Source organism: Acidovorax sp. HMWF018 (assembly GCF_003061035.1).
GTDB lineage: Bacteria > Pseudomonadota > Gammaproteobacteria > Burkholderiales > Burkholderiaceae_C > Acidovorax > Acidovorax delafieldii.
Genome location: NZ_QAIM01000088.1, coordinates 1 through 3,570 on the forward strand (window position 1 = coordinate 1; position 3,570 = coordinate 3,570).

The following is a 3,570-nucleotide window of genomic DNA, read 5'->3' on the forward strand; positions in this document are numbered from 1 at the left end:
TGCCGGTGGCGGGGGCGTAGGCGCAGCCAGCCAGCGCCACGGTGGCGCTTCCCAGCACCAGCCAGGTGCGCAGGAGAGGGAGGGGCAGTCGTTGCATGGCTCCATGCTACGCGGGCCGCTCTTGACCCAGGTCAAGGTTGTGGTGATGCCCCTTCCCTACACTGCGCCATGCGCTCCCGTCCCACGCTCTCCACCAAACTCCTTGCCATGGGCGCGGGCTTCTTGTTGGTGGCGCTCGCGTCCATCGGCCTGACCCTGTGGGTGACCTGGAAGCTTGAGGGCGGCGCAGCGGCGGTCAACGAGGCGGGCCGCCTGCGCATGAACATGTTGCGCATGGTGCTGGTGCTGCAGACCGAGCCACCCGAGGCCGTGCAAGAACGCGCCCGCCAGTTCGACGCCAGCCTGGAGTTGCTGCGCACGGGCGATCCGTCGCGCCCGCTGTTTGTGCCGTGGAGCGATGAGACACGTACGCGGTTCGATGGCATCCGCGCCCGGTGGGCCGAGGCCCGCACCGGGTGGGTCAGCGCATCGCCCCCGGACCGCGCCCGGAACCTGGCGGAGGCCGATGCCTTTGTGCAGCAGGTCGATGGTTTTGTGGATGCCATCGAGATCCAGATCGCGGGCTGGACCGCCGCGCTGCACCTGTTCCAGCTGTTCATGATGGCGCTGGCCATCGTGGCTGCCGTCACCTTCATGGCCGTGAGCTATCTGCTGGTCATCAATCCCGTGGCACGTCTGCAGCAGGCCCAGGCCCGGCTGCGCCAGGGCGAGCTGGGCACGCGGCTGCCGGTGGATACGGATGACGAGTTCGGTCAGCTGTCGGCGGGCTTCAACCTCATGGCGCATGCACTGCAGGCATCGCACGACGAGCTGGAGCACAAGGTGCGCGAAAAGACCGCCAGCATCGCTGTGCAGAACCAGCGCCTGGCCGCGTTGTATGAGGTGAGCGCGCTGGCCAGCACGGCGGGCAGCCTGGAGCTGCTGGCCCAGGGTTTTGTGCAGCAGATCCGCCGCGTGGCGGGGGCCGACGCAGCTGCCGTGCGCTGGTCCAATGAGGCCAACGAACGCTATGTGCTGCTGGCGGGCGACGGCCTGCCGCGCACCATGGCCGAAGGCGAACACTGCCTGCACACGGGCACCTGCCTGTGCGGCCAGCCGCAGGCCCAGGCGCGCACGCGGGTCATTCCCATCACACCGTCCACCACCGTTGCCTTGCCCCATTGCCGCGAGGCGGGGTTCCAGACCATGGTCACCATCCCGGTGCAGATGCTGCAGCGCCTGCTGGGCGAGGTGGATCTGTTCTTCCGCTCGCCGGTGGAGCTGACCGATGAACTGCGCGACCTGCTCGAAGCCATGACGCGCCACCTGGCCAGTGCCATGGAGGGTCTGCGTGCCACCGCGCTGGAGCGCGAGGCGGCGGTGGCCGAGGAGCGCAGCCTGCTGGCGCGGGAGCTGCACGACTCCATTGCCCAGTCGCTGGCCTTCCTCAAGATCCAGACCCAGCTGCTGCGCGATGCCGTGGCGCGCGGCGATGAGGCCAAGCGCGACCGCAGCATCGGCGAGCTGGATGTGGGTGTGCGCGAGTGTTATTCCGATGTGCGCGAGCTGCTGGTGCACTTCCGCACCCGCACCAGCGAGGAAGACATCGAGTCAGCGCTGCGCGCCACCTTGTCCAAGTTTGAGCACCAGACCGGCATGGCCACCACGCTGGGCATGGTGGGCCACGGCTTGCCGCTGGCGCAGGACGTGCAGATCCAGGTGCTGCACATGGTGCAGGAGGCCTTGTCGAACGTGCGCAAACATTCGGGCGCCACGCGGGTGGATGTGCTGGTGCACCGCCATCCACGCTGGCGCTTTGAGGTGCAGGACAACGGCACTGGCTTTGAGGTGGCCTCCGTGCCACCGGACTCGCTGCATGTAGGCCTGGGCATCATGCGCGAACGGGCCCAGCGCATTGGCGCGGTGGTCCAGGTGGAGTCTGCTCCGGGGCAGGGCACCCGCGTGTGCATCGAGCTTCCCTCGATCGCACCCACGCCGCCTCACCAGCCCGCCGCATCCACCCATTCAGCGGGTTCGATATACGCCGTAGCCCCCCAACAAGCCACCATGCCATGACGACCTCCGTATCGCCCGTTGCCACAACCCCCGCGACAGCGCTGACGGCACCGCCGGTCACGCTGCTGGTGGTGGACGACCACACGCTGTTCCGTCGCGGGCTGATCGCGCTGCTGAGCCAGTATGAGGGCCTGTCCGTGGTGGGCGAGGCGGGGGATGCCGCGCAGGCCCTGCGGCTTGCGCCCCAGCTGCAGCCGCAGGTGATCCTGCTCGACAACCACCTGCCCGGGGTGATGGGCGTGGACGCCATCCAGGGCCTGCGCGAGGTGTCGCCCGCCTCGCGCGTGCTCATGCTCACCGTGAGCGAGGACGCGCAGGACCTGGCCACCGCGCTGCGCAACGGCGCGCAGGGCTACCTGCTCAAGACCATCGACGGCGACCTGTTGGCCCAGGCCATTCGCCGTGCCGCCCGGGGCGAGCCCGTGGTCAGCCCCGAACTCATGGGCAAGCTGGTGGCGGCGTTCCAGTCGCAGGGTGTGCCCGAGATAGCGCCCGCAGCGTCCGTACCCGCCGATGCCGCTGCGGTCGCTGCAGGCGCCCCCAGCGGCTTCACACCCCTGTCACCGCGAGAGGAAGACGTGCTGCGCGAGATCGCGCGCGGTGCCAGCAACAAGGAGATCGCGCGCACGCTCGACATCGCTGAGACCACGGTGAAGATCCACGTGCAGCACATCCTGCGCAAGCTGGGCCTGAGTTCGCGCGTGCAGGCGGCGGTGTACGCCTCGGACCGGCAGCGCGCGGAATAGCGCTGGCCCACGCACGCTCCGTGCGCGTCGGGCTGGTGTGGTGCGGGTGCTACTACCCACAACGCTTGCGCCATAGTTCTTTCGGACGACGCCCCGCCCCGGGTAACTAGTCCCTCTGCCGCGCCGCACACCCTCTAGTGAAGGATGTGCAAAAGCCCCTGCACACGCGACCATTCCTCTCATGCAAAAAGAGAGGAATCGCGCAATGGCCAACGCAACCCTGCCCCCGGGCGACAGCCCGCAGCGCACCCGCCAGGCTTGGTCGGTGCTCATCGTCAGCACCTTCGCCTTCACGGTCTGCTTCATGGTGTGGATGATGTTTGGCGTCATCGGCATCCCCATCAAGAAGATGCTGAACCTGAACTCCACGCAGTTCGGGCTGCTGATGTCCATGCCCGTGCTCACGGGCTCGCTGGTGCGGGTGCCCCTGGGTATCTGGACCGACAAGTTCGGTGGCCGCATCGTGATGGCGGCCGTCATGGCCACCACCGTGCCTGCCATCTGGCTCATGAGCTATGCCACGGAGTACTGGCACTTCCTGACGATCGGCCTGTTCGTGGGCTTGGCGGGGGGCTCGTTCTCAGTGGGCACGCCCTATGTGGCGCGCTGGTTCCCCAAGCATCGCCAGGGCACGGCCATGGGTGTGTATGGCGCGGGCAACTCGGGTGCAGCCGTTAACAAGTTCGTGGCGCCGGTGCTGCTGGTGGCC

The 3,570-nt window shown here is 68.0% G+C and carries 3 protein-coding genes; all 3 read left to right on the top strand.

Features of this window, described 5'->3' with window-relative positions; all coding sequences use genetic code 11:
- Positions 1–168: 168 nt before the first annotated feature.
- The gene (locus DBR23_RS03055) at positions 169–2,115 is read left to right on the top strand and encodes a type IV pili methyl-accepting chemotaxis transducer N-terminal domain-containing protein (RefSeq protein ID WP_233250248.1); all 1,947 of its coding nucleotides are present in this window, start codon (positions 169–171) and stop codon (positions 2,113–2,115) included.
- Positions 2,112–2,861 (top strand): response regulator, encoded by a 750-nt coding sequence (locus DBR23_RS03060; RefSeq protein WP_108497280.1) that lies wholly within the window; start codon positions 2,112–2,114, stop codon positions 2,859–2,861. The genes DBR23_RS03055 and DBR23_RS03060 overlap by 4 nt, the downstream gene beginning before the upstream one ends.
- Before the next feature lie 205 nt (positions 2,862–3,066).
- The coding region (locus tag DBR23_RS03065) for a nitrate/nitrite transporter (RefSeq protein ID WP_146191214.1) at positions 3,067–3,570 on the top strand (504 nt) is incomplete at its 3' end.